Annotated in this window: 24 protein-coding genes, 3 tRNA genes and 1 riboswitch; of the genes, 9 read left to right on the top strand and 18 right to left on the bottom strand. The window is 41.1% G+C overall.

What is annotated here, in order from left to right:
* Positions 1-5 precede the first annotated feature (5 nt).
* The 6 genes from AC0N32_RS03525 (at position 6) to AC0N32_RS03500 (ending at position 2,530) form a co-directional block, all read left to right on the top strand.
* Positions 6-1,292, top strand: coding sequence for an N-acetylmuramoyl-L-alanine amidase family protein (locus tag AC0N32_RS03525; protein ID WP_476392487.1), 1,287 nt, complete (start codon positions 6-8; stop codon positions 1,290-1,292).
* A 56-nt stretch (positions 1,293-1,348) separates the two neighbouring features.
* Positions 1,349-1,420 (top strand) — tRNA-Glu (locus AC0N32_RS03520).
* 219 nt (positions 1,421-1,639) lie between these two features.
* Positions 1,640-1,960, top strand: coding sequence for a hypothetical protein (locus AC0N32_RS03515; RefSeq protein WP_476392486.1), 321 nt, complete (start codon positions 1,640-1,642; stop codon positions 1,958-1,960).
* 67 nt (positions 1,961-2,027) lie between these two features.
* Positions 2,028-2,282 (top strand): 30S ribosomal protein S20, encoded by a 255-nt coding sequence (rpsT, locus tag AC0N32_RS03510; RefSeq protein ID WP_042721082.1) that lies wholly within the window; start codon positions 2,028-2,030, stop codon positions 2,280-2,282.
* A gap of 11 nt (positions 2,283-2,293) precedes the next feature.
* Positions 2,294-2,365, top strand: a tRNA-Glu gene (locus tag AC0N32_RS03505).
* Positions 2,366-2,458: 93 nt separating this feature from the next.
* A tRNA-Glu gene (locus AC0N32_RS03500) sits at positions 2,459-2,530 on the top strand.
* A 377-nt stretch (positions 2,531-2,907) separates the two neighbouring features.
* On the opposite strand, the gene AC0N32_RS03495 is transcribed toward AC0N32_RS03500, so the two are convergent.
* The 12 genes from AC0N32_RS03495 to AC0N32_RS03440 form a co-directional block, all read right to left on the bottom strand.
* Positions 2,908-4,527, bottom strand: coding sequence for a DUF5074 domain-containing protein (locus AC0N32_RS03495; RefSeq protein WP_476392485.1), 1,620 nt, complete (start codon positions 4,525-4,527; stop codon positions 2,908-2,910).
* A 23-nt stretch (positions 4,528-4,550) separates the two neighbouring features.
* Positions 4,551-5,747 (bottom strand): cell surface protein, encoded by a 1,197-nt coding sequence (locus tag AC0N32_RS03490; RefSeq protein WP_476392484.1) that lies wholly within the window; start codon positions 5,745-5,747, stop codon positions 4,551-4,553.
* Between the two features lie 11 nt (positions 5,748-5,758).
* Complete coding sequence (locus AC0N32_RS03485) at positions 5,759-6,895, bottom strand: YncE family protein (RefSeq protein WP_476392483.1); 1,137 nt, start codon at positions 6,893-6,895, stop codon at positions 5,759-5,761.
* A complete protein-coding gene (locus AC0N32_RS03480; RefSeq protein ID WP_476392482.1) occupies positions 6,892-8,913 on the bottom strand; it encodes a TonB-dependent receptor plug domain-containing protein in 2,022 nt (673 codons plus the stop codon). Before AC0N32_RS03480 ends, AC0N32_RS03485 begins: the two co-directional genes overlap by 4 nt.
* Before the next feature lie 112 nt (positions 8,914-9,025).
* Positions 9,026-9,210, bottom strand: a riboswitch (cobalamin riboswitch).
* Positions 9,211-9,336: 126 nt separating this feature from the next.
* A complete protein-coding gene (locus AC0N32_RS03475; protein WP_476392481.1) occupies positions 9,337-10,284 on the bottom strand; it encodes a transporter in 948 nt (315 codons plus the stop codon).
* Between the two features lie 2 nt (positions 10,285-10,286).
* A complete protein-coding gene (locus tag AC0N32_RS03470) occupies positions 10,287-11,354 on the bottom strand; it encodes a cytochrome-c peroxidase (RefSeq protein WP_476392480.1) in 1,068 nt (355 codons plus the stop codon).
* Complete coding sequence (locus AC0N32_RS03465; protein ID WP_476392479.1) at positions 11,347-12,174, bottom strand: MbnP family protein; 828 nt, start codon at positions 12,172-12,174, stop codon at positions 11,347-11,349. Before AC0N32_RS03465 ends, AC0N32_RS03470 begins: the two co-directional genes overlap by 8 nt.
* A 177-nt stretch (positions 12,175-12,351) precedes the next feature.
* Complete coding sequence (locus AC0N32_RS03460) at positions 12,352-12,723, bottom strand: hypothetical protein (protein WP_476392478.1); 372 nt, start codon at positions 12,721-12,723, stop codon at positions 12,352-12,354.
* 5 nt (positions 12,724-12,728) lie between these two features.
* On the bottom strand, positions 12,729-13,403 hold the full coding sequence (locus AC0N32_RS03455; RefSeq protein WP_476392477.1) for a superoxide dismutase: 675 nt from the start codon (positions 13,401-13,403) through the stop codon (positions 12,729-12,731).
* Positions 13,404-13,518: 115 nt separating this feature from the next.
* Positions 13,519-14,199, bottom strand: coding sequence for an SCO family protein (locus AC0N32_RS03450; RefSeq protein ID WP_476392476.1), 681 nt, complete (start codon positions 14,197-14,199; stop codon positions 13,519-13,521).
* Complete coding sequence (locus AC0N32_RS03445; protein ID WP_476392475.1) at positions 14,186-14,461, bottom strand: YHS domain-containing protein; 276 nt, start codon at positions 14,459-14,461, stop codon at positions 14,186-14,188. The genes AC0N32_RS03450 and AC0N32_RS03445 overlap by 14 nt, the downstream gene beginning before the upstream one ends.
* A 231-nt stretch (positions 14,462-14,692) precedes the next feature.
* Complete coding sequence (locus AC0N32_RS03440) at positions 14,693-15,055, bottom strand: hypothetical protein (protein WP_476392474.1); 363 nt, start codon at positions 15,053-15,055, stop codon at positions 14,693-14,695.
* A gap of 54 nt (positions 15,056-15,109) precedes the next feature.
* Between AC0N32_RS03440 and AC0N32_RS03435 the strand changes: the two genes are divergently transcribed.
* Both AC0N32_RS03435 and AC0N32_RS03430 read left to right on the top strand, forming a co-directional pair.
* Positions 15,110-15,337 (top strand): hypothetical protein, encoded by a 228-nt coding sequence (locus AC0N32_RS03435; protein ID WP_476392473.1) that lies wholly within the window; start codon positions 15,110-15,112, stop codon positions 15,335-15,337.
* Between the two features lie 254 nt (positions 15,338-15,591).
* Entirely contained in the window at positions 15,592-15,807 is a 216-nt protein-coding gene (locus AC0N32_RS03430; RefSeq protein ID WP_476392472.1) for a hypothetical protein, read from the top strand.
* Positions 15,808-15,908: 101 nt separating this feature from the next.
* Here the strand turns inward: AC0N32_RS03430 and AC0N32_RS03425 are convergent, their stop codons facing one another.
* Together AC0N32_RS03425 and AC0N32_RS03420 are read right to left on the bottom strand one after the other, a co-directional pair.
* Positions 15,909-17,867: a heavy metal translocating P-type ATPase gene (locus AC0N32_RS03425; protein ID WP_476392471.1), complete on the bottom strand. Its 1,959-nt coding sequence runs from the start codon at positions 17,865-17,867 to the stop codon at positions 15,909-15,911.
* A gap of 43 nt (positions 17,868-17,910) precedes the next feature.
* A complete protein-coding gene (locus AC0N32_RS03420; protein ID WP_476392470.1) occupies positions 17,911-18,330 on the bottom strand; it encodes a Fur family transcriptional regulator in 420 nt (139 codons plus the stop codon).
* 226 nt (positions 18,331-18,556) lie between these two features.
* Between AC0N32_RS03420 and AC0N32_RS03415 the strand changes: the two genes are divergently transcribed.
* Positions 18,557-18,970, top strand: a complete 414-nt coding sequence (locus tag AC0N32_RS03415; RefSeq protein WP_476392469.1) for a type II 3-dehydroquinate dehydratase — start codon at positions 18,557-18,559, stop codon at positions 18,968-18,970.
* 225 nt (positions 18,971-19,195) lie between these two features.
* Here the strand turns inward: AC0N32_RS03415 and pckA are convergent, their stop codons facing one another.
* From pckA to AC0N32_RS03395, 4 genes are all read right to left on the bottom strand, one after another.
* Positions 19,196-20,812 (bottom strand): phosphoenolpyruvate carboxykinase (ATP), encoded by a 1,617-nt coding sequence (pckA, locus tag AC0N32_RS03410; protein WP_476392468.1) that lies wholly within the window; start codon positions 20,810-20,812, stop codon positions 19,196-19,198.
* A gap of 127 nt (positions 20,813-20,939) precedes the next feature.
* Positions 20,940-21,845, bottom strand: a complete 906-nt coding sequence (locus AC0N32_RS03405; protein WP_476392467.1) for a GYDIA family GHMP kinase — start codon at positions 21,843-21,845, stop codon at positions 20,940-20,942.
* A 13-nt stretch (positions 21,846-21,858) separates the two neighbouring features.
* The gene (gene fabD / locus AC0N32_RS03400; RefSeq protein ID WP_476392466.1) at positions 21,859-22,734 is read right to left on the bottom strand and encodes an ACP S-malonyltransferase; all 876 of its coding nucleotides are present in this window, start codon (positions 22,732-22,734) and stop codon (positions 21,859-21,861) included.
* Positions 22,735-22,804: 70 nt separating this feature from the next.
* Positions 22,805-24,739 carry an amino acid ABC transporter substrate-binding protein gene (locus AC0N32_RS03395; protein ID WP_476392465.1) on the bottom strand — a complete coding sequence of 645 codons (1,935 nt, stop codon included), beginning with the start codon at positions 24,737-24,739 and terminating at the stop codon, positions 22,805-22,807.
* Positions 24,740-24,775: the final 36 nt, after the last annotated feature.

The following is a 24,775-nucleotide window of genomic DNA, read 5'->3' as shown; positions in this document are numbered from 1 at the left end:
GTAGGATGCACAAAGTAAATTTTAAAATAATTTTATCATTTCTCCTTATTCTTTCGATCAACTTTATTTTTTCGCAAAAGAAATTCACCATTGTTCTCGATGCGGGACACGGAGGAAATGATCACGGAGCAAACAGGACCTATGCAGACATAGGCAGAATTGCAGAAAAAGACATTACGCTTGCGATTACCCTGAAGGTGGGCGCTATGCTTGAAAAAAATAAAGATTTTAAGGTAATATACACCCGAAAAATCGACGAATATCCTTCGCTTTCAGACAGAACCAACCTTGCCAACAGAAGCAAGGCAGATCTTTTTATTTCCATACACTGTAACTCTTCTAAAAAACCTACGGCCTACGGAACCGAAACGTTCGTGCAGGGGCCGGACCAGAACGACACCAACCTTGAAGTGGCCAAGAGAGAGAATGATGTGATTTTTCTGGATGAAAAAGATAAGCAGACCTTCGGCTCCTATGACGCAAGTTCACCCGAATCTCTTATTGCACTGAAGCTTCAGCAAAGCAAATACCTTGAATCGAGCCTGCTTTTAGGCGGCCTGGTAGAAGAAAATTTCGTAAATAAGGATAAAAGAACATCCAGAGGCGTGTGGCAGAAAAACCTTCACGTACTTCGGATGAATGCCATGCCTTCCGTGCTTATCGAAACCGGCTTTATCAATCATCCGGAAGAAAGCCACTATCTTGCCTCGGAAAAAGGCCAGGATGAAATTGCAGAAAGTATATATAAGGCTGTCATCGATTACAAAAAAGCCATCGATCGTAAAGCGGGAACTCCGGTTGCCCCCAAGAAGCAGGAACCGGAAAGACTTGCGGAAGTAGCCCTGAAGAATGATTTCAGGATTCTGCTGTTAAGCTCACCGACGAAATACAACGATGGCGACCCGGCTTTAAAAGGACTCAATTATATTTTACCTATCAAAGAAAACGGACAGTATAAGTATTACTATGGTGTGACCAATCTGGCTTCGGTAAGAGACATTAATATTAAGACGGCAAAAGATGCAGGTTTCAGAAATGCATACGCCGTAGGATTTATGCCAAACCAGAAACTCAGCACAGGTTATTATACCATTGAAGTGTATACAGGAGGTAAACTGAATGGAAATTCATTCATTCTCCAGACGCTGAAAGACGTAGAAAGAAATAAGGAAAGCGGTGTTTTCTATTACACCTACGGAAAAGTCTTTACCCTGGAAGAAGCAGTAAAACTTCAGAAAGATCTTGAAGCTAAAGGAATTAAGAATACGGTCATTCAGAAAGTATCCAAATAATACAATATAATTTTGAAGTTAAAAAGTTAATACCTACTTTTGCAACCTCAAAATTTGGCCTATTCGTCTAGTGGTCAGGACTCAAGATTTTCATTCTTGCAACAGGGGTTCGATTCCCCTATAGGCTACAAGATATTCATGAACAAATCCCTTTCAAACATTATTGAGAGGGATTTTTATTTTAAGAATGAAGCTATTTGTCACTGCATACAACTAAAACTGACTGACGGATACTATTTTACAAAAAATATTCTCAAAAACCAATCCGCTATTTTGTTGAAAAGAAAAAAATATTATCTTTGCATCGCTTTAGCAGGGAATAATTACTCCTGATAGAGCCACAAATAATGCCGGATTTAAAAATACAGGAAGCAAAAATGCTTTTTAAAAAAATCCACTCTAACCCAAAAAGTTACGATTTAAGAATCAATGAAGACGGGATTACAGGCAGTGATGAAAAAATTAGTTTCAGACTTTACAGGACAGGAGAAAGAGTCGATTTTGAAGTAACGATTGACGGACTTACCTTCACCAATACTACTGGAGAATGGAACAATGCGATGGCCATGCTTACCGCAACCATCAAAAAATTAGAAAGAGAAGAAGAGAATATTAAAATAGAACAAGCGATTGATAAACTCCGAAAATATTTATCAGAAGAAAATTAAATTTTTTCAAAAATAAATTTGGTAGATAAAAAAAAAGTTTATACTTTTGCACTCACATTTGAACGATATGGCAAATCATAAATCAGCATTAAAAAGAATTAGACAAAACGAAGTAAGAAGACTTCGTAACAGATACTACCACAAGACTGCTAGAACAGCAATGAAGGTGTTAAGAAATGAAGAAGATAAAGCTGCTGCTGCAGAACAATTGCCAAAAGTTATCTCTTTGTTGGATAAATTAGCGAAGAAAAACATTATCCACAAAAACAAAGCAGCTAACTTAAAAAGCAAATTAACTAAGCACGTTAACAAACTGGCTTAATAAGTATAGTTGGCCCGTTCGTCTATCGGTTAGGACCTCAGATTTTCATTCTGGTAAGAGGGGTTCGATTCCCCTACGGGCTACAAAATAATCACGATCTAACCTGGTGATTGTTCGAAGAGTTGTAAACTTCTAAAACAAAAAAACTAACATACTGGCAACAGTAGAAGACAGATGGCCCGTTCGTCTATCGGTTAGGACCTCAGATTTTCATTCTGGTAAGAGGGGTTCGATTCCCCTACGGGCTACTTGACAACAATTTAAACTCTGATATATACAATCAGAGTTTTTTTATTTTTAATATTTACGAATTTTTTTGCCTACTTTTTATTCCTATCTAATCTAAAAAATCTCGCTATTTTTCTCTTTTTTTGTTCTATTGTTGTAAAAGTGTACCCGTAAAATTTAAGTGTATTTACAACTATCTTGGTTGATTGTTTAAATATTGCTCCCATGGCAGTTTTACGCCAAAGCTTCCAATGTCTTCAGGAATGTTTTTAATTATAAGCTATTCCTTTTTCAAACCATACTTTATCCTACAAATAAATTCTTACTATTTAAAATGAAAAAACCTCCACCTAAGAAAGGTGAAGGTTAACAAAAATTGGATATACTAAAAAGATATTTAGTTCTTAATGAATTTATGCTGGTAAACAGCTTTGTCGGTGGTTGTCCGGAGAATATACATCCCTTTGGCCAGTGAACCAACATTAACCTGGCCACTGCTGTATGAAGTCTGGATTTTTCTGCCCGTTGCATCAAATACAGACACCTCAACGACCTTTTCAGAAGTACGGATATTCAGAACATCTGTCGCCGGGTTCGGATAAATGCTGAATGACACCTTTTGCACGTCTGTGGTTCCCAATACCTGCGTAGAACCCGTTACCGATAACGTTTTCTCACTAATCTTACCATTTGAATTAAAGCTTACCACTATTTCAGCCGTTCCATTTCCGTGTGCATTTAAAACAAGCTCCTCATTGGCATTGATAGCAGCCGAAACAACTCCGGGATTTGTATTTGATTTTACGGTCTTTACAATAGCCGCCGATAAATTATCGGTATCAGAAATAACATTTTTAAGATCTATCGTCGTTGTACCGCTTACCGCGATCTGTGTTGGTAAAACACTGCTGATGACAGGCGCTGTATTGTCCGGAAATACAGCCATGGCAGGGAACCAGTAGTAATCGTCCAGTTTTTTGGTGCTGATCAGTGTTCCGTCATTGCCGAATGTATGGATCCAGTTGTTTTGATAGTGCGCGCCATATCCGCTTTCCGTAGTATTCAGGATAAGTTCATCAGTCACCGGATGTACCCTTAGTGCCGCACCGTACGGAATTTGTTTGTAAGTTCCGGTCTGTCCGGGAAGCGTCGCAAAGTTTTCATTAAAAGTTTTGCTGGTCACATCAAACTTTACAATCTGTGTCCCCGAAACAAAACTGTTGACTGAATTGATCCAGTACAAGGTATTATTCTGAACACTCGCCGTAAAGCTTCCGGCATTCCAGGCACCCCACGGCCCGATATACTTGGTTGAAGGAATATTATAAGCGGTTGTCGCAAAGGTCGTTTCATTGATACTGACAACCTTCTGATCCTGTACCGTCCAGACACTTCCGTCTTTGGCCTGTACAACAGAATGGTAAGAACCCTGAATGGTAGTAACCACCGCATTGGTTTCCGGATTAATGACCAGAATGCCGACCGCCTGCTTTACGGCATACACATAACGGGAAGTCCTGATCATATTCCCGATCTGCCCCCCTCCCGTATTAGGAATAAGGCTTCCAACTTGTAAATTGTCGATATCAAATGTATAAATTCCGTTGGAAGTTCCGATATATCCTTTATGCTCATTAACGCCGACAAAAGATCTTCCGTCTGCTCCACCAATGGTGTTGAAGCCCGCAATTTTCTGCATGGTTTGCGCGTTGGCTATCACCAGTCTTCCTCCGGGTGTATATTGCGTGTCTCCACCGTCTGCCGGCTGTTTTGAAACAAAATAAAACTTATCGCCATATATTGTCCCAAACTGTGTTGTCGCTCCGAAAGCCTGATTATTGTTCACATTGCTGTAGACTCTGTAATTTACGATCCCATCATTTTTAATGAAATTTACAGAACCGTTGGCATGGCCGAACCAATCTTCATTCACCATAAAAAATCCGTCCGTGTAGGTCGATTGTGCATTTCCGAGAAACGCAGATAAAAGTGCTGTAAAAAGATAAAACTTTTTCATTGTATAAAATATTTATTTTTAATTTAATTCAAATGGAGATCATAAGCACCGCCCACTTCCGTAGATACCTCACCTACCCAGCCGGCCTCCTGATTCACTCCGGTATACACTTTTATAAAGTCAATACCCGGCAATTTTACATATTTCCCGTTCCGGTCTACGGCCCATGATATATCGATATTAGAGGCTTCATCGTTATTCGGGGCGTTGTCTGCATATCCAAAATCATAAGACTTTCCTGCCCAGTAATCTCCGGTTCCGCTTTGATCGTAATAATTATTCATCAGCTTTGTTCCGGTAAAACTGTAAGAAGCATCTGCAATCCACAGTGGATAATAGCTTTGTCCATGAAATGCATTTTTCGTTTTATACCCTGTATTTCCGAGATTGTCCTGCCATTTGATATACTCGATATCAGCCTGCCAGAATTCACTTCCGGTAACAGGAGGTTTATTTTCATTGGGTTTGAAATACGTAATGCTGTAATTTTTTACGGTTGTATTCTTAAAGTATTCACTTCCGGCTATTTCGTACCACTCTTCATCATCGGGCTTTCCGTTTTTGTTACGGTCGTAGGCGACCATGATAATACCTGGTTCGCAGGATCCGGAGCGCGGCTGGCTCGCATCGTTTCCAAAAAAAGCATTTCCCAGAATCTTAAAATCCTTCCCGTTCATATTCGGAATGGTATGATCAAAACCCAAGACCACATAGCCTCCGAAACCACCCAAAGTAATTAAAGACGGACTGCTTCCTATCAGCGATGCCTTAGCTCTCTGAAGCATTTGGCTAAAAGTATCACCATCCGAGTATTCAGGCATTTCATTGGTAAACTGGCCTACCGCCGGACGGAAATCTAAAACATCAGAAATATACCTGCTGTACGGAACCGCTTCCGGTTTAACGATAATTTTGGAATGATATGTTTTTACACTTCCTCCAAAATCGATGGTCAGGGTTAAAGGATATGTTTTTACAGCCGGGCTGATGAAATCGAGCTGGCTTTCCTGTGAAATAACAGAGTCGTTGATGCTCCATTTAAAAGCACCTCCCGTTTTAGGATCGATATTCAAAACCCTGAGGCGGTCTATTGTGTAAGACTCCTCCAGTCCGGTAAAAACCGTTTCCTCGTCTTCTCTTTCGCTTTTACAGCCTACGGTTCCGATAAGAAAGGCTGAAGCGAGTGATAACTTAATAAGTTTAAAAGTATTTTTTTTCATTTTAGAATGGATTACTTATATAAAAAAGTGAAGTGAGCGGGAATATTTCCGCCTTCCGTTTTCCATTTGAATTGCCCGTTCCGGTCAAAACAATACACAAAACCTGTCGACACATAATTTCTTGCGTCGGTAAGATAAATGTCTTCCGTAACCGGATTTACGGCAATGCCATAAGGCGTTTTAATCGCATCTGCATACTGCTGGCTGATCATCTTGTTTGAAATAACTTCTTCCGTCTTAACATCAATAATCCCAAAGGTTTTACTGTAAGAATGGGTGTTATAATTAAATTCATTTCCGAAATAATACAGCTTGTCATTGACGATGGTCATTGCGCTCACCGAGATATGAAAATTTTTCTTCACGGTACCTGTTGCAGCGTCCAGTACAAACAAACTGGATGGAACCGTGTAATAATCGCCCCTGGATGTTACATAAAGATCCCCGTACTGATCTTTCGTGATCCTGTGAAGATTGATGGCAACGTCTATTTTTTTAGTTTCGGCGAAAGAATTAAGATCGACAACCGACACCGTTCTGTCATAATCAGGAGGTTTGTATCCTCCGGAATTAGCCACAAACAGCTGATTCCCCACAATTGCCATTTCTTCGGGCTGATACCCTACGACCGCTGTTCTCTGGATCGTTAAAGAAGTTGTATCGATTTCAACAACCTTTCCCAAAGGCGCATCCGGATCAATTGAAACCGGGCCGGCATAGCTTGAGGCGTAGGCTTTTCCGTCTTTAAAGGTGATGTAACGGCAGTTTTCGAGATTAATCGTTTTGATTCTTTTAGCCGTTTTGGCATCCAGTACTTCAATTTTATTGGAAACATTGATGACCGCATACATTTTAGCTCCATAAATCTGAATATCATTTCCCACGTCTCCAAGTTCTTTAATGACAGTCGGGTTTATTTCCGCGTAAATATTCCGGTGATAGGTTCCTGTGGTATAGTCGAAGAAATCCAGAGTGGCTTTATTGCTGCCCATATTTCCTTCGTTTAGCAGGTAAAATCCTTTAATAGCAGTATTTTCCGGCGCCGCCAGGCCTGTTTCCGTTTCTTCCCTGGGAATAAACTCATCGGTTCTGCAGGAAAACAGGGAAAATAAAACGGAAATAATAAGGTAAAAGTTTAATTTTTTCATAAAGTAAAGCTGACAATGAGTTTAAAAGTTCTCCCCGGCATCGGATAATTTAAGACCACATCATAATACTGATTCAGGATATTATTCACCTCAAAGCTTGCTTTGAATTCGTGCTTTTTCCAATTGATTTTCTTCTGAACCGACAGATCGTGTGTGTACCACGGCTGGATATAGTTGTACTGAATATTGTTCTGCTGCCCGTCGTAACGCTCGCCGACATAGATAAAACTGTAATTGAAACTCCAGCTTTTATAATCGGACATCAGGGAAAAAGATCCGCTGTGCCATGGCGTGTACGGAATCTGGTGCCCGAAATAAGACTCTTCACGACCGGAAAAATCTCTTGCCCGCTGAAAAGTGTAGGTTAACAAAGGATGAATCTTTAGTTTACCAAAAACAAGATCTGCCTGAAGATTAACATCGGTTCCGAGAACTTCAACTTCACCCAGATTCAGCATCATCCAGCGAAACATACTTCCGTTGGGAGCGGCGATGATTTTATTTTCCACTTTGTTAAAATAGCCGTCTGCCTTTACCGAAATTCTTTGTAAAACTGAATGACCAAAACTTTGGGAATAAGTGAAGCCCAGGTTATACTGATTGGTAAATTCCGGTTGCAGGGAACTGTTGCCAATCATCGTATAATAAAGGTCATTAAATGTAGGCATCCTGAAAATCCTTTTATAGAAAGCCCTTACGGTAAAATCTCTGCCCGCAAAAGGCTGGTAGCTCAGAAAAGCGGCCGGAGTCCAGACCGTCCTGTCGGGTGATTTTGTGTTCTTTTCCACCTGTTCGGCAATGAAGGTTCCCAGGACACTTCCTAAAAACTTCAGATTTTTCCACTGGTAAGTCGTAGCGAATGCTGTAAGAGTGGTATACCGCACGGGATAGGAAAAATTATCAAGATCCGCATCGAGATTATTATACTGAAAATCCAGGCTTGCGCCGATATCCCAGTCCGGCGTTACCGAATAGAGATTGGAGCTTGAAAGGTAAAGTTCCCGCTGTACATACTGATTCTCGATTTTTATAGAGGACGCCGTATCGATGTAATGCGTGTAGTCGTAGGCAAATTTGGCTTTCAGCTGAGTTTCCAGTTTCGGAAATATTTTCTTCCTAAAGCTTCCCTGGACAAAAAAATTCTCATCGGTCTGCCTTTCCCCTCTCCCGTCAAAACGGTTATTGACAATAGCAGCAGGTATTCCCCTGTCGGAGAGGTAGCCGTAGCCACGGACATTCCAGCTTCCGTTATTCAGATTTCCATTTAAAGATGTTTCGAAACGTTTGGCCCTGATATCCGAATCATGGCGTTTGGCAATCGTATCGTTGGCAATTTCGCCGTCGGGATATTTCTTTTTGTAGCGGTATTTGTAAACGCCGTCACTCTGAATAAATTCCGAACTGAAACTTGCCGAAATATTCTGGGATATTTTCTGTTCCAGCCGGAAGGAAGGATTGAATAAATCGATAGAACTGTTTTTTAACCTTACCGTAAGATTTGTTTTACTCTGATCTTTAAAGGTTGGAATTTTGGGCTGCAGATAAATTGATCCCGAAGAACCGAAATCCTTTGCCGGCTGGAAGATCTCACTTTTCTGCCCGTTATATAAAGAAATTTCTTCCAGGTCGTCCAATGAATATCTTCCCAGATCCACCACACCGTTCTGCGCATTTCCGATCTGAATGCCATCATAGAAAACACCGACATGCTGACTTCCCATGCTTCTGATGTCGATGGTTTTCAGTCCGCCAATCCCACCATAATCCTTGATCTGTGTTCCGGAAAAATATCTTAGCGCATCGGCAACGGAATGGCTATTGAGCCTTTCCAGTGTTTCTCCTGATAAAACCTGTGCCGGAAGAACCTGTTTAAAATTTTTCTTCTTGATATGAACGGGAATGATTGAATGTTCCTTCACCGTATCCCGGACGGATTGTGAAAATACAAGATGTGCTGTCAACACCAATATGGTGCAAACAACCTTCTGAAGTCGCGATGTAAAAAATATGGTCACCATTAGCTCAACATAGGATAATGATGACGCTAACGGATATAAGAATACAGTGATAAAGTACAGCTATACACTGCACAGAATCAATGATGTCCTAAGCTTTATTCCACGAAAGCGTCAAACGATAAATCCTCCGGCAGGTCTTCTGACTTACTCCGTTTCCGAAATCCTTCCCATTAAAAAACAGTGGATATACCTTCCGGAAACTTTGGTTTGGAGCTTACAGCAGCGGGTCTGTTCCGGATTTTCACCGGATTCCCTTTTAAGCGCTTTTTACGGCTCACCAGATTGCGGCAAAGATAGAAAATAAATCATAGAATCAAAATCGAATGTAATCTCCGTGAGTATGAATCATATAATTGAAAAAAAGGTATTGCCTGAAAGCAGTTTTCTCCCGCAGACAATACCTGAAGCTTCTTATTTACATTGCTAAATCCCAAAGTTCAGGAACACACTGAAACGTGACCTCGCTTCAAGATCTTCTCCCGCAAGATGGGAGTATGCAGGAAGCATGATCTCACTCCCGAGGCTGAACTTCTTATAGGAAGCCTCGAAACCAAGTTTTCCATAGAGTGCGTTGCCAGCGGTATTGGGCATAATTTCACCAAATTGCCTGTTCCAGTCATACACTTCACCCTGCACACCCAATTTTCCCGAAACCACACCTTTTTCAGCATTCCAGAGCCTGTAAAAACCTGCCGCAGAATAATTCCATTGGTTTCCGAAACGGTAATGCTTTCTGTTTTCCGTTTTCAGCGTATAATCGGTGCTGAGCAGTACAGCCACTTTATTCTTCTGAAACTTATAATTGATGGCCAGCTGATAATCCCAGCTTCCCGTACCGAGCTGAAAACTGGGATTCACACCGGAGATTCCCTTTTCATCAAACTTTCCGACCGGAATTTTCACGCCGATCCCGCCATTAAGCTGGTGAGCAGAATCTCGTGAATCCATAAGCTGGTAAATTCCCATCACACTGGCATCCCCGATTCCCTGGATCGGAATATCTCCCTGCAGTGTTTTTTTGGTATGGAAATGATAGGGAATGCTTGCATAAACACTGATCTTTTTGGCGACAGGAATTTTACCCCAGAGCTGAATGGTATTGAAATACTGGTCCTGGGTCAGTTCATCAGTGAAAAGATTTTCTTTGGCTTTATAATGCTGGGCAAAATATTTAATTCCTATAAACTGAGGATTAAGCAGCGATTCAAAACCGGAAGAGCCGTTGCCCGCAGCACAGCCACACGCATCACAATCGTCATACAAAACAATATGACTGAAACTTTGTGGAATGTAAAGGCTGTCATTGACCGTTCTGGCCTGATGGAGATAAAAGCTCATCAGGCAAATGAATACCATTAGTTTTTTAATCATGATTACTCGGCGAATTTTGGGTTGGTAATAAAATTTTGATCGCTTAAGGTTTTCAGGAAAGCGATGATATACTGTTTCTCCTGGCTGTTCATGGGAATTCCTACGTGACCGTTCTGTTTTAAAAGAGGATCAAGGTTCGGCTGGTCCTCTACATTTCCGGAATAGAAATCCATGACGGCATCCAGGGAGTAAAACCTTCCGTCATGCATATAAGGAGCGGTATATTCCACATTTCTGAGGCTTGGAACACGGAATTTCATATTGTCATTCCAGTCTAAAGTTACCCTGTACCTTCCCCGGTCATTGAGCTGGCTGTTGTAGTACATTCCTGTATTGCGGTAACTTTCATCCGTAAACAGGTCACCCGAATGACATGCGGCACATTTGTTCTGAAACAGCGACATTCCCTGGTTCTCTTCAGCCGTGAAGGCAGCCGCTCCTTTTTTCATCCTGTCATATTTTGAATCAGCAGAGATCATGGTCGCCATAAACTGGGAAATCGCCTTCAAAACTCTGTCTCCTGTAATATTTTCATCTCCGAATGCCGCTTTAAACATTTTTTTATAATTGCTGTCAGCGTTAAGTTTTCCAACCGCTTCGGGGAGCGAACTATCCATTTCAAAATCGGTCGTGATGGGAACCAGCGATCTTTCATCGAGGTTGTGGCTTACGCCGTCCCAGGTATAATTTTTCAGGAAAGCCATGTTTTGTATTGGTGGTGCATTGCGCATTCCCAGCCGATCATCAATGCCGTGGCTTATGCTGTGGCCATGGTGCGTGAAAGCATATTCCTGGATATGGCAAAACCCGCATGAAATGGTATTATTCCGGGACAGTTTCCCTTCATAAAACAGTTTTTTACCCAAAGCAACCCCATTGACCGTAACGGGATTTCCGGTGACATCAAATGTCATCTCAGGAAAACCGGATGGTTTCTCAAGCGGGTAAGCCTCATTTTTTTCAAGAGGCTCCATCACTTCATCGGAACAAGCAATACACATCAGCATACTTAAAACAAATAACCCCGCAAGGAAACCCGCGCTTCCGGACTTTTTTAATCTCTTAATCATTATGAACGTGATCTACTCTGAACATTTTTGAAATATTGTCGGTAACATCTACCAGATGCTGGCTGGAGCCCATCGCCGTGTCGTTGTTTGAGTCCAGGGTTAACGCTTTCTGCCCGCTCAGATACTGATTAAGATCGGCCAGAATATGGATGGAAGGCGTGATGTCCTGAGATACCCTTGCCGTAGTGGGCAAATCCAGGGTAATTTCACGGTAGAGATCGGGCGTGTTGTTGGCCGCTGTATTTCCCATATTTCCACAGTGGTTCATAAATTCGGAAACCGGTGCAGAAGTTCCGTACTTGCCTTCCAGTTTCGTGAAAATATATCCTGCTGCCCATGACCAGGCCATTCCGGCGGTTTTTGCTTTTTGCCAGAAAACACCCTGCCCGTCCTGGCCAATCAGGTAAGCATTCTGGCTGATTCCCAGTCCGATTTTTATTTTCTTATAATTGTTTTTAGGAATATCGGCGAGGTTAATATAATTGATGCCGGCAACCGCTTCCGACTGGTCGATGATGAAGGCTCCTTTATCCGGATCGTTTTCGTGATATTTAAATTGATTACCGTTTTCATCGATCAGCGTGATATTGCTGATGATGTATTTTAAGGTTGAAAACTGGTATTTCTGTCCGTTTGAAGAAGTTTGCGTCGTCTGGTTCAATACAATATCCCCGAGGTTATTGAATCCGTTTTCAAATTTTACCTGAAGATTTCCCGGAGTCGCGGCCTGAACCTCATCGTCATCATGGCTGCTGCATGAGGAAGTGATGAATAATGTGGCGATGATCAGGAATAGCGGTAAGAGTTTATAAATTTTCATTGTTGATTTTTTAAGTTAATTTTTAAATAGAATTTTTTTGATCGAATGAGCGTTCATTCGATTTAAACTGAAAAGTTTTGGCTTAGCAATGACACTAAAAACCTGGCTGAGATTTTTATTGAATCACAACTAATGAGTAAAAGCGTAAACTTTTGGAATTAAATAAGGTTTAAAAAATTAACTTAAAACGGGCGGCCTGAAAACAGATTTCAGGTACAGAAAAGAATAGTCCGATGTCAAGAGAAAATTGAAATGTGAAAAGAAAGTATTTTCTGTTGTATTGATTCCGGCTATATCGGGGAGAATGTAGATATCCAGTAATTTCTGGCCGGAATTTTTTGTCTTGTTTAAAGGAGAAGATTCAGTATCATTAACCTTGGAGAGCTGTTTCCTGAGGTAGCATTTCCCGTTGCAGTGCAGTTCCGTATTGTCTTTGTTGATACATAAAACTTCAGAGATATAATCATAATTTACAGCATATTCCACCAGCGGCACCAGAGGTCTGAATACCACGAATAAGGTAAGGAATATGCTGCAAATAAAGTTCATTCAGATTATTTTTTGGCTACTGCCTCTTCGTATCTTCTGCTGATCTCTTTCCAATTGGTTACGTTCCAGATTGCTGAAAGATAGTCGGCTCTTTTGTTCTGATATTTCAGGTAATACGCATGCTCCCAGACATCAATTCCAAAGATGGGCGTTCCTTTTTGCTCTACCACATCCATTAAAGGATTATCCTGGTTTGGGGTTGATGAAACGAACAGCTTACCGTTTTTGTCTACCGCAAGCCACGCCCATCCCGACCCGAAACGGTCGGCGCCGGCTTTGCTCATTTTTTCTTTAAAAGCCTCCATGCTTCCGAAAGCGTCGTTGATGGCTTTGGCCAGTTTTGCAGACGGCTGCGTATTTTTTTCCGGTGTCAGAACCGTCCAGAACAGCTCGTGGTTGTAGTGGCCGCCGGCATTATTTCTTATGGCCGGACTTAGCTTTGACGCATTCGACATGATCTCAAACAGGCTTTGTTTTTCCTGTGGGGTTCCGGCAATCGCCTTGTTCAGATTAGCCACATACGCAGCGGCATGTTTTGAATAGTGAATTTCCATGGTCTGCGCATCAATGTTTCCTTCCAGTGCGTTGTACGCATACGGAAGAGGGGTCTGTTTGAATTGTGCCATGGCAAACTGGGCCGCAAATACTGCACTCAGAGCAGCAATTTTCATAATTTTCATAATTTCCTATTTTTATATATGGTTAAAATTTTAGATGGAAGATGGAGATTGGGAGAATGGAAGTTATTTTAAACATCATTAAACTTCCAGCTTCCATCTTCTAACTTCCATTCTTTTACTTCAACAATTTTTTAATATCTTCAATTAAAATTTTCCGGTCCGGATGGTATTTCCCGTTCAGCTTCGGAACTTTTCCTTCCGGGTCTTCATAATTCAGTCCCGAATAATAAAGGATGGGCATATTTTCTTTATTATATCGGCACCGGATGTTTCCTTCTTTATCCACCAGGGCGATCATTCCGCTGTGGTTCAGGCTTTCGCTTTCGTCTTCCTTATCCCCTACATAGATATTGAATTCATCGGCGATCTTACCGATATAATCCCTGTTGCCGGTCAGGAAGTGCCAGTTGGGAGACTTTGCGCCTATTCTTTTAGCATGTTCCTTCAGCAGTCCGGGAGTATCGTTCTCCGGATCAATGCTGATGGAGATTATTCCAAAATCAGGATTATTGATCTCGTCTTCGATGTGCCTCATGTTGGTATTCATCACCGGGCAAATCGTCGGGCATCTGCTGAAGAAAAATTCTACCAGATAGACCTTTCCCAGCATATCCTTATTCGTTATCGCTTTATGGTTCTGGTCGGTAAGTTTAAAATCGGGAACTTTCATGACCGTGTACAGATTCTTCTTGAAGTAGCCCATCCCGACCCCGATCCCGAAGAAAAGCAGCGCCATAACCGCTATCGGAATAATGACTTTGCGCTTTGTATTGTTGGTCTTCTTATTTCTGGACATACTTTTCCGGATTCTTTTTAAACTCGTCACGGCAGTATGCACTGCAAAAACCGTACGTTTTATTTTTATAGACTGCCGTATCTTTCATATCGGCTTCGGTCGGCATATTACAGATCGGATCTGTGGCGTTGGCAAACTTCACGGTTTTTGCATCGGCTTTTGCTGCCGTTTTTGCTTTTTTATGCTTTACTTTAGGCGTTTCCTGGGCACAGGCCATCAGGGAAACAGACAATAGGGCTGTTAAAATAACTTTTGATTTCATTTTATTTACATTGAAATTAATACTCGTAATGGGAAAAACAAGGTTGATTTTTAAACTAAATTTAACAATAGATCCAGTTTAAACGCCATGCCCGCAAAGTTTTTCGTAAAACTTCATGTTGATACGTCCACAAGGATACTTCTACAGGCTCAGCGTAAAATAAACACTCAGCAAATGATGCTTAAGTTTATTTCATGTGAAATTCAACTGAGAAATGTGCTGAAAATAATTTTAGGCTAAAGGAGGATGGAATATCCTGGAAAAATACCCTGATGTACGGAAGCTGATATCATCCGGGGCCGGATTCTTAAGATCACAGGGAAATTGTTTTCCGGTGGTGAAAAGAAGAATGTCATTTGACAGAAAGACATCCAGGCCGCCGATCTTTATATTCTGATTGTTGTTGGATTGCTTCTCCGTTTTTGCCAGTTCTTTGGCGACATAGCATTTCCCTTTGCAGGTAGATTGGGGGATGTTCCTGTTTTCGCAGAGATTCTTCACGATATAATCATAATTGACCGCATAATTGACCAATGGCAGAACCGGACGTAATGCGATGGTAAAGATGATAAATATGGAAATGAAAAACCTCAACTTTCTTTTTTGGTACTACAAATATACTACTGAAAATTTTCTTACAGGACGATTATGATGAAAGTCATTGATATTTCCCGAAAACCCGCTGCACTCTGCAGGGAACTTTCGGATCCTTCCGAAAATGCGCTGCAAACTGCAGGAGACTTTCGGGGACATCCGAAAACCCGTTACACCCCTGCGACAAACTTTCGGGAACAGCCGAAAATGTATTGCACCCTTGCAGGAGATTTTCGGGTGAAAGGAAAATGTTTGGATTTATTAAACCTGAGTTCGGGATAAGCGATATTTTAAATAATTGATTTTCAAAATAAAATTATTTTATCGCAAAGAGAAACAAAGAAATATTTAATTTTTGAAACGCTTTTAAGTTAAACAATGCCACTTCGTTTATTAAAGTAATACAACAATTTTGTATTACTTTGATAAGTTTCACGCCTTCGTATATCTTAAATTTTGAAAGGTATGTGATTAATACTTTGTTTAGCTTTGCGTGGTATATAAAATTATCACGAATTCAGGTTGTTTAAATTTGGATGAAGCCAAATCGTTCAGCCGATTATAAAAATTTAAAATCTTCTTACGCGACAATTATGATGAAAGGCATTGATATTTCCGGAAAACCTGCTGCAACCTGCAGGAAACTTTCCGGGATACCAGAAAACGTGCTGCAACCTGCAGGAGACTTTCCGGAATACCAGAAAACCTATTACACCCTTGCGACAAACTTTCTGGTGGGAAGAAATGGATGATGCTTATTTTAAATTTTGGCTGAAGCCAGATCGTTCCAGCCGATTATAAAAAAACGGGCTAAAGCCCGTCCTATTGAAATAAAAGTCTTTTTTGATGATCTTTATTCCGAAGTAAAAGTCATTCTCTGGATCCGCACGGCATTGAGGATGGCCAGCAGAGCAACCCCGACATCTGCAAAAACGGCTTCCCACATCGTGGCCAGCCCGCCGGCGCCCAGGATAAGGACCACCGCTTTTACCGCGAATGCCAGAATGATATTCTGCCACACAATTTTTCTTGTCTGCTTTCCGATATTGATAGCCATGGGAATTTTACTTGGCTTATCATCCTGTATCACGACATCTGCGGTTTCGATGGTGGCATCACTTCCGAGTCCGCCCATGGCAATTCCGACATCGCTGAGGGCTACCACAGGAGCATCATTCACACCATCCCCGACAAAAGCAACGGTTTCTTTCCTTGCTTTTATCTCTTTTATTTTGTTCACTTTATCTTCCGGCAACAGGTCTCCGTACGCATTGAGGATTCCTAACTGATCGGCAACGTGTTTTACCACAGAGGTTTTGTCACCACTCAGCATGGTGGTTTTTACATTCATTGCCTTTAACCTGTTGACGGCTGATGACGCATCGGGCTTTACAGCATCTGCAATGGTGAGGTAGCCTGCGAATTTTTTATCATACGCCACTGCGATGAGGGTGTACACTATATTGTCAGAATTGATATCATAGCTGATATGAAATTTATCCATCAGCTTCAGATTTCCGACCAGAAGTTCTTTCCCGTTAACGGTAGCTTTCAGGCCATGTCCTGAGATCTCCTCTACATCATCCATTATAATAGAATGGTCTATTTCGCCGGCATATTCGTGGATGGCTGTGGCTACGGGGTGTGAGCTTTTGCTTTCCAAAACATTAATGAGCTTTAGGATTTCATCCTTATTCACCTCATTGTTAAAAATAACTTCCTGTACTTTGAAGACGCCTTCTGTTAATGTTCCGGTCTTGTCCATCACCACATTCCGGATATTGGCCAGAAGATCCAGGAAATTACTGCCTTTAAATAAAATACCGTTCCGGCTGCCGGCCCCTATTCCCCCGAAGTACCCCAGCGGAATGGAGATCACCAGTGCGCAAGGACAGGAGATCACCAGAAATATCAGTGCCCGATACAGCCATTGGCTGAACAGATAGTCTTTAACGAAAAAATAGGGCAAAAATGTGATTCCTACCGCCAGAAATACGACAATGGGCGTATAGATCCTGGCAAATTTCCTGATGAATAATTCGGTGGGGGCTTTTTGGGCCGTGGCGTTCTGCACCAATTCAAGAATCCGGCTCAGCTTGCTGTCTTTGTAAGCGGCCGTGACTCTCACCTGGCTGACGGTATTTAAATTAATCATTCCAGCCAATACCATTTGTCCTTTTGTTTTGGTATCGGGCTTACTTTCTCCTGTGAGTGCCGCGGTATTGAAAGAGGCCGTTTCAGACAGCAGTTCTCCGTCCAGCCCCAGCTTTTCACCGGACTTTAGCTGGATGATCTCTCCGATGTTTACTTTTTCGGCTTTTATGGTGATTGGTTTCCCTTCTTTGATGACCGTCACTTCATCGGGTCTCTGGTCAAGCAATGATTTGATATTGGTTTGCGCCTTTGTAACAGCTATTCCCTGGAAAACTTCTCCGACAGAATAGAACAGCATAACGGCGACGCCTTCAGGATACTCACCAATGGCAAAGGCGCCCACTGTGGCAATCCCCATCAGGAAAAATTCAGAGAAAACATCTCCGTGGGTGATGCTTTCATACGCTTCTTTCAGCACCGGAATTCCCACCGGGATATAGGCGGCAAGATACCATCCGAGCCGTAGCCATCCGGTAAACCATTCCGGTTTTATGTAGTGATCCAATGCAATGCCCGCTAACAATAACAGGAAAGAAATGATGGCCGGGAGAAACATCTGAAAAACAGATTTATCCCCGGTATCATGCGAATGGTCGTGGCCTTCGTGATTATGGCTGTGATTATCTTTTTTTGGTTTTGTGCTGCAACATTCTTCCATAACTTAATTTTTATGTAAAACTAGATCTTAAGCAAATGCAATGCTATGGCAAACTTTCCAGGCAGGTTTCGCATATTCCTTTGGCAAAAAGGCGTATTTCGTCGATGCGAAAATCGGTCTGCATATTTTCCGGGAAGGAAATATCTTCCCTGCAGGTGGTCTGTTTGCATATTTTACAGTAAAAATGAAGGTGCCGGTCTTTGTGTGTATTTTCGTCGCAGCCATCGTGGCAAAGCTTGTATCTTGTGGTCGTATTTTCCTGGATGCTGTGAACGATTCCTTTTTCCTCGAACGTTTTCAAGGTCCTGTAAATGGTCGTTCTGTCGGCATGTTCAAAATGATTTTCAATTTCCGACAGTGAAAGCGCCGCTTCCTGGGAACTCAGGAAATCATATACCAGAATTCTCATGCTGGTGGGCTTGGTATTTTTGTCGATTAATTTATCTTCAATATATTTCTTCATGATCGTTGGTGGATTTCCGGAAGCTTAAAAGGAGCCTTGTTACTTCCTTCTACCCAAAGTTAGTGGTTTTTATACAGATCTTCGTGCCGTCTGAATGACTTTTACGCATTGAGACCTGTATTTAAAAAGGTTTTTGCATTCCTTTAAATAATAAGGTGAAATTTCCGGCTAAAAAAAATAAGTCCTGAAACCCTTCCGTATACGGTAAAAACATTAATTTTATGATATGAAAGTTTTAATTGTAAACGGCCCGAACCTAAATCTCCTGGGAACGAGAGAGCCTGAAATCTACGGTAATGTATCTATGGAAGATTATCTGGCCAATTTAAAATCTGCATTTCCTTCTCATGATATTCAATATTATCAATCGAATATTGAAGGTGAAATTATCAACAGGTTACAGGAGGATGATTTTGATGCTGTCGTGATCAATCCGGGCGCTTTTACACACTACTCCTATGCCATTGCCGACTGCCTGAAGAACATCACAAAGCCGAAAGTGGAAGTGCATATCAGCAATATTTATAAAAGAGAAGAGTTCCGACAAAAGTCTGTCACGGCGGCGAATACCGATGCGGTCTTGTCGGGTTTCGGAATGGAGGGGTACCGGCTGGCTTTGCTGAACCTGGTTTCTGTTTAATTGACTGTAGATTTATCGACCACGGATTACACAGATTTTCACAGATGAATACGTTTTTATTTGTGATGCTGCTTAAGGCCACCCCGTCTAAATTTTCTTTGAAAATTCATCCAGCCCTCCAAAGGATTTGAATTTAAATTCCTCTCATTTACAGAAGAAACTGCTATAGAATTACTCCGTAACTTATATGAAAAAAGCCCCATCTAATGATGAGGCTTTCATTTACTAAATGGTCTGTTCCTGTAGCTGAGGTCCGGATTTCACTAATTTTTTAGCTTCGTCCGAATCGCAGTACTGCTCAAAGTTTTTGATGTATTTTGCAGCCAGATCTTTTGCTTTGTCTTCCCACTCTTCAACATTGCCGTATGTATCTCTTGGATCGAGAATACCTTCAGAAACGTTTGGTAAAGAAGTAGGCACTTCAAGGTTCATGATCGGGATTCTGGTTTTCGGAGCTTCTTCGATAGATCCGTCGATGATGGCATCAATGATGGCTCTTGTATCCTTTAGAGAAATTCTTTTTCCGGTTCCATTCCATCCTGTGTTTACAAGATAGGCTTTGGCGCCATGTTCTTTCATTTTCCCGATCAGCGTTTTAGAATACATGGTCGGATGCAGTGTTAAGAATGCTTCTCCGAATGCCGGGGAGAAAGACGGTTCGGGTTCTGTAATACCTCTCTCAGTACCTGCCAGCTTGGAAGTATACCCGCAAAGGAAATGGTATTGTGCCTGATCTTCATCTAAAATGGAAACCGGAGGCAATACACCGAATGCATCTGCCGAAAGGTAAACGATCTTTTTGGCGTGTCCTGCCTTTGAAGGGAGAACAATCTTATTGATATGGTAAATAGGATAAGATACCCTTGTATTTTCCGTGATTGAATTGTCTGTATAATCCGAGATGCCGTTATTTACAACAACATTCTCAAGAAGTGCGTCTCTTTTGATCGCCCCGAAGATATCCGGTTCTTTTTCTGCGGAAAGATCGATCACTTTTGCATAGCATCCACCTTCATAATTGAAAACACCGTTGTTGTCCCAGCCGTGCTCATCGTCCCCGATCAGATATCTTTTCGGATCTGCCGATAAGGTCGTTTTCCCTGTTCCTGAAAGACCGAAGAAAAGAGCCACATCTCCTTCTTCCCCTACATTGGCTGAACAGTGCATGGAAGCCATCCCTTTTAGCGGAAGATAATAATTCATCATGGCAAACATTCCTTTTTTCATTTCGCCGCCGTACCATGTACCGCCGATGATCTGAAGTCTTTCGGTAAGATTGAACATGATAAAGTTTTCGGAATGAAGCCCCTGCTCTTCCCAGTTCGGATTGGTCGTTTTAGAACCGTTGATTACCGTGAAATCCGGCTCTCCGAAGTTTTCCAGTTCGTAATGAGAAGGACGGATGAACATATTCGTAACGAAGTGTGCCTGCCATGCTACTTCCACAATGAATCTCACCTTAAGTCTTGTGTCAGCATTTGTTCCGCAAAAAGCGTCTACCACGTAGATTTTTTTTGATGTAGAAAGTTGATTCAGTACTATTTCTTTACAAGATTGAAAAATTTCCGGAGAAGTCGGCAGGTTTACTTTACCGTCCCAGAAAATCGTATCTCTCGTAACATCATCCTGAACAATATATCTGTCTTTAGGTGAACGACCTGTGAAAATTCCTGTTTTTACTGATACTGCACCAGATTCCGTAAGCTCAGCTTTTTCAAAGCCCTGATTTTCAGGAGAAACTTCAGCCTGGTACAATTCTTCATACGAAGGATTATAAACGATCTGATAGTTTCCTTTAATCCCTAATTTTTCTAAATCCTGGATGATTTTAGCGTTTTTCATTTTACTTATATTTTCTATTTCTTTTTGGGTGTTAACAAAATTAATATTAATTAATTGTTAAAAGTGGTTTAAATATAATCATATAAGTCAAAATGGCAAATAAAAATACAACTTTATAATCTACTGACTACAAGTCTATTATATCCTTCCATTCGAAAATAGTGTTAAAATCTTTTCCCCAAAAATAGTCCTTAAAGCCATCAAATTTTGAGCTCATGACAAAATCTCCGCCCCATGCCCCAAGACTTTTCACAAAAACCGGACAATCGGCGAAAAAACGTTCCTTAACTGTTGGAATTTCAAGGAAATCCGATATTTTTTGTTCATGAAATAACAATAAGTCAGAAAAATTTTTCAATTCGCTGCATAATAAAATTTTTCTTGTAAGATCCGAAAATTCATCCACCAGTTTTTGTGATTTATTTTTAGATCTGTAAAAGTTGATTCCTTCACGGCTGTCCTGCTTCTGATTGAGGTGAATAAAAATGAGTTCATTTTTAAAGGAAGGACTGAAATTTACCTTTTCATATTTGATCTCCGGTTTGTTCTGATAAAGCACTGCAGATTTTTCTTTGGCCACGGCAATATCATAGCCGCTTCCGCCAAGGCTTATCGTATTTAAATAAAAAGGATCAACCGCTGCCCATTCCGCAAGATTGTTCATTAAAGTAGAACTGCTTCCCAAGCCGTAATTTGCCGGAAACTGAAGATTGGTCGTAAGATGGTAGGTAAAATTATTTTTGAATTTTGTATCGGAAAGCGACTGAACGTTTTTTAATGTTTTTAAAATAAACGCTGCACTTGCGGGAATATTGGTTTCCAGGATCTGCCAGCTTTGGTAATCGATGACCGCCTTTAACCATAATTTATTCTGATGGTACGCTTCCCAGAAGACCAGGGATCTCCCATCATTGGATTCCTTAAAAGAAAACTCTTGTCCCGGCTTTGTAGGTACCGCCAGGACAAGAGCTCCGTCTATAGCGAAATATTCTGAAGTAAGCATCAGCTTTCCCGGTGAAAATATCTCGCCCATGATTTAATTGATTTTAGATGGCAGAAGCAACGTCTACCGTACTGTCAATTTTTTTGATCAGTCCCTGTAATGTTTTTCCAGGACCCACTTCTACGAAATTTGTTGCCCCGTCTTTGATCATATTCTGTACCGATTGTGTCCATTTTACAGGACCGGTAAGCTGGGCGATAAGGTTTTTCTTAATCTCATCCGGATCAGAAATCGCCGTTGTCGTAATATTCTGGTATACCGGAATGGTTGCTTTTCTGAATTTTGTCTGCTCGATGGCCGCTGCCAGTCTTTCCTGTGCCGGCTGCATCAAAGGAGAATGGAATGCACCGTTTACCGGTAACAATAATGCTCTTTTGGCACCTGCTTCTTTTAATTTCAAACAGGCTTCTTCAACGGCTGACGTTTCCCCGGAAATGACCAGCTGCCCAGGACAGTTGTAATTAGCCGGCACAACGATTCCGTTGATCTGAGAACATATTTCCTCCACTTTAGCATCTTCTAATCCTAAAATGGCGGCCATAGAACTCGGATTGGCATCACAAGCGGCCTGCATGGCCTTTGCCCTTTCGGAAACCAGCTTCAGTCCGTCATCAAAAGACAAAACGCCATTCGCAACCAATGCTGAAAACTCTCCTAAAGAATGTCCTGCGACCATTTCTGCTCCGAGACCGTTTACGGCTTTCAATGCAGCAACTGAATGTATAAAAATTGAAGGTTGGGTAACTTCGGTTTTTTTAAGATCATCATCCGTTCCGCCAAACATCACAGATAAGATATCGAATCCTAAAATTTCGTTGGCAGATTCCATCAGATCTTTGATATCTTTTCGAGAATCATACAATTCTTTTCCCATTCCTACGAACTGAGAACCCTGCCCAGGAAACACAAGTGCTTTCATGTATTAATTTAAAATATTTTGCAAATATAAATATAATGTTAATAATATTCTTTAGAAATCACCAAATGGTTTATGGAACCAATCTGATTACCCGGTAGCCCGTATTTACGTATGCTCCGTTTGCTTTGGATTTTACAAACTCAAATTTGGTCGCCAGCTGAGTCTGTACTTTATTCATTTGTTTAAAGATTTCTCCTTTTTTATTTTCTCTGGTCAGCATATCATTAACCACATCAAAACCTATGATGGCATATCTCGGAGGAGTTTTACAGTACTTGCTTTTATAAGCGGCAAGAATTTCCTTTTCAAAATTTCCTTCGGTATTGATTTTCCTGTCCATAAGATAAACCAGGTTGGCGAGGGCCAGATCATCTACTTTTTTCTCAAATGCAGGAACATAATGCATACTGAAAGCTTTTACGCCCTGAACTTCTTTGGATAAAGCAATGACTTTGTTGGCAAAAGCTTCCCCTACCGCATCATTGTCGCTGGCCAGAATTGCAATTACCGGAGCCGACTGCCCTGTCATCATATTCTGATCCAGCTGAAGATCTGCCGGTGAATTTACAATCGTAACGTTAGGGTTTTTCAATATTTTTTCAAGACCTGCTTTGATGTAGTTTGCATTTTCTTTTTTGGCATCCGCAACAATATATATTTTCTGATCCGAATAGGCTGCTTTTACTTCTTCTACGATCTTGTCGGCATAAGTCTGGTCGTTGGTTTCAACAATAATCAGGTTGCTGTAGTTGTATAATTCCGGAGAGTTGGCAAAAGGAGCCACAATCGGGATTTTCTGATTTTTCGTAAAATCAAGTACGTCGACAACATTTGATTTAAAGAAAGGTCCGATAATCAAATCGGTGTTATCAGGATTAATCTGTGTCAATGAATTACGGAAAGATGCTTCATTTCCTGAATCAACGATCTTCACATCTAATTTCTGACCATTTTTAGCATTTCTTTCAATAGCGAGTTTGGCTCCTGTGAGGAAGTCGAGCGCCATCGTTCTGTATTGGGTTTCCCCGGTACTGTATCCGAAAGGCAACATGACAACAACACTTAATGCATCTCCGTTTTTCTTTATATAAGCGGGATCCATTTTTTTAATCTTAAGAACCATCCCGGATTTTAATCCTTTGGACAATTCAGGGTTCAGAGCAATTAACTCATCGATCGAAATGCCGAATTTATTAACAATGGAAAAAACGGTATCTCCCTGCTGTACGGTATAGGTAACATAGTCGTCTGCAGCGGCTGTCGTATTTGCCGAAGATCTTTCGTTTCCGGCATCTACTTTTGTCTTCGGGTTGGTTTTTTCTTCAAAAACATCTGCCCCAGAGCCGGTTTCAGCATCCTGTTTTCTGACAGAAATTTTCTCACCTGGCTTCAGACCTTTTTCTTCCAATCCTGGATTTAAAGCAAAAAGTTCTTCTTTGGTAATATTAAACTGTTTTGATATTCTGTAATAATTGTCCTTTTGCTGAATAATATATTCTCCTTCAGCCACAGTTACAACCGGTGTTTCAGCTACGGTTTCCACAGGTTTTACGCTGGTAGTGATTGCTTGCTGATTACTCTCACCGTATTTTTTGATGCTTTCCAGAGGCAAGGTAACCTCGTCGCCGATCTTCATGTGGGAATCGAGTTCGGGATTCAGCTTTCTGAGATCAGTTTCTGAAATTCTGTACTGTTTTGTAATCCCGTAAATCGTCTGCTTTGGCTGAAGGACGATCTTTCCCAACTTGCCGTTATCAGAAGATTTTGTCGCCACATTTTGTTTTGATGGCGTTGCCGTCTTATCGTTTTTAACGGTTAAAACATCACCAATTGCCAGCTTTCCGTCCTTTACGGCAGGATTGAGCTTCAGCAATTCATCTACGGAAAGCCCGTATCTTTTAGCAATATTATAAGGAGTATCGCCTTTTACAACGGTGTGCGATTTCTGAGCAGACACCCCCAAAACCATGCATAAACTGGACAGAATAAAAAACCTCTTTATCATATTGGATCATTATATTTACAAAAATACTTCTTTAAA

This window comes from Chryseobacterium endophyticum (assembly GCF_056333165.1).
Note: the sequence above shows the minus strand (reverse complement) of the source record. Positions and strands in the feature narration are given on the sequence as shown.

Bases quoted from the DNA above. Each gene is read 5' to 3' on its own strand.
- AC0N32_RS03525 (WP_476392487.1), top strand. From the start codon at position 6: ATGCACAAAGTAAATTTTAAAATAATTTTATCATTTCTCCTTATTCTT.
- fabD (WP_476392466.1), bottom strand. From the start codon at position 22,734: ATGAAAGCACTTGTGTTTCCTGGGCAGGGTTCTCAGTTCGTAGGAATG.
- AC0N32_RS03395 (WP_476392465.1), bottom strand. From the start codon at position 24,739: ATGATAAAGAGGTTTTTTATTCTGTCCAGTTTATGCATGGTTTTGGGG.
- AC0N32_RS03420 (WP_476392470.1), bottom strand. From the start codon at position 18,330: ATGAAGAAATATATTGAAGATAAATTAATCGACAAAAATACCAAGCCC.
- AC0N32_RS03415 (WP_476392469.1), top strand. From the start codon at position 18,557: ATGAAAGTTTTAATTGTAAACGGCCCGAACCTAAATCTCCTGGGAACG.
- AC0N32_RS03445 (WP_476392475.1), bottom strand. From the start codon at position 14,461: ATGAAATCAAAAGTTATTTTAACAGCCCTATTGTCTGTTTCCCTGATG.
- AC0N32_RS03495 (WP_476392485.1), bottom strand. From the start codon at position 4,527: ATGAAAAAGTTTTATCTTTTTACAGCACTTTTATCTGCGTTTCTCGGA.
- AC0N32_RS03430 (WP_476392472.1), top strand. From the start codon at position 15,592: ATGAAGCCAAATCGTTCAGCCGATTATAAAAATTTAAAATCTTCTTAC.
- AC0N32_RS03425 (WP_476392471.1), bottom strand. From the start codon at position 17,867: ATGGAAGAATGTTGCAGCACAAAACCAAAAAAAGATAATCACAGCCAT.
- rpsT (WP_042721082.1), top strand. From the start codon at position 2,028: ATGGCAAATCATAAATCAGCATTAAAAAGAATTAGACAAAACGAAGTA.
- AC0N32_RS03485 (WP_476392483.1), bottom strand. From the start codon at position 6,895: ATGAAAAAATTAAACTTTTACCTTATTATTTCCGTTTTATTTTCCCTG.
- AC0N32_RS03480 (WP_476392482.1), bottom strand. From the start codon at position 8,913: ATGGTGACCATATTTTTTACATCGCGACTTCAGAAGGTTGTTTGCACC.
- AC0N32_RS03460 (WP_476392478.1), bottom strand. From the start codon at position 12,723: ATGAACTTTATTTGCAGCATATTCCTTACCTTATTCGTGGTATTCAGA.
- AC0N32_RS03455 (WP_476392477.1), bottom strand. From the start codon at position 13,403: ATGAAAATTATGAAAATTGCTGCTCTGAGTGCAGTATTTGCGGCCCAG.
- AC0N32_RS03450 (WP_476392476.1), bottom strand. From the start codon at position 14,199: ATGTCCAGAAATAAGAAGACCAACAATACAAAGCGCAAAGTCATTATT.
- AC0N32_RS03405 (WP_476392467.1), bottom strand. From the start codon at position 21,845: ATGGGCGAGATATTTTCACCGGGAAAGCTGATGCTTACTTCAGAATAT.
- pckA (WP_476392468.1), bottom strand. From the start codon at position 20,812: ATGAAAAACGCTAAAATCATCCAGGATTTAGAAAAATTAGGGATTAAA.
- AC0N32_RS03490 (WP_476392484.1), bottom strand. From the start codon at position 5,747: ATGAAAAAAAATACTTTTAAACTTATTAAGTTATCACTCGCTTCAGCC.
- AC0N32_RS03515 (WP_476392486.1), top strand. From the start codon at position 1,640: ATGCCGGATTTAAAAATACAGGAAGCAAAAATGCTTTTTAAAAAAATC.
- AC0N32_RS03465 (WP_476392479.1), bottom strand. From the start codon at position 12,174: ATGAAAATTTATAAACTCTTACCGCTATTCCTGATCATCGCCACATTA.
- AC0N32_RS03435 (WP_476392473.1), top strand. From the start codon at position 15,110: ATGATGAAAGTCATTGATATTTCCCGAAAACCCGCTGCACTCTGCAGG.
- AC0N32_RS03470 (WP_476392480.1), bottom strand. From the start codon at position 11,354: ATGATTAAGAGATTAAAAAAGTCCGGAAGCGCGGGTTTCCTTGCGGGG.
- AC0N32_RS03475 (WP_476392481.1), bottom strand. From the start codon at position 10,284: ATGATTAAAAAACTAATGGTATTCATTTGCCTGATGAGCTTTTATCTC.